General features: G+C 66.0%; 1 pseudogene. It reads left to right on the top strand.

The features are described 5' to 3' along the window. Positions 1-303: pseudogene (locus tag QWI17_RS06700) on the top strand (catalase/peroxidase HPI); the annotation flags it as partial.

The raw sequence follows: 303 nt of genomic DNA on the forward strand, positions 1-303 counted from the left end.
GTACCGGATGCCCACGACCCGGCCAAACGCCACGCGCCGTCGATGCTCACGTCCGACCTGGCGCTGCGCTTCGACCCGGTCTATGGGCCTATCGCCAAGCGCTTCAAGGACAACCCTGAGCAACTGGCAGATGCTTTCGCCCGCGCCTGGTACAAGCTGATCCACCGCGACATGGGCCCGCTGGCGCGCTACTTGGGCCCGGAAATGCCCAATGAAGAGCTGCTGTGGCAAGACCCGATCCCGCCAGTCGACCACCCGCTGGCGGGCGAGCAGGACATTTCCGCGCTCAAGGCCAAGGTGCTG

The sequence above is a fragment of the Gilvimarinus gilvus genome, assembly GCF_030518155.1.
Classification (GTDB): Bacteria; Pseudomonadota; Gammaproteobacteria; order Pseudomonadales; family Cellvibrionaceae; genus Gilvimarinus; species Gilvimarinus gilvus.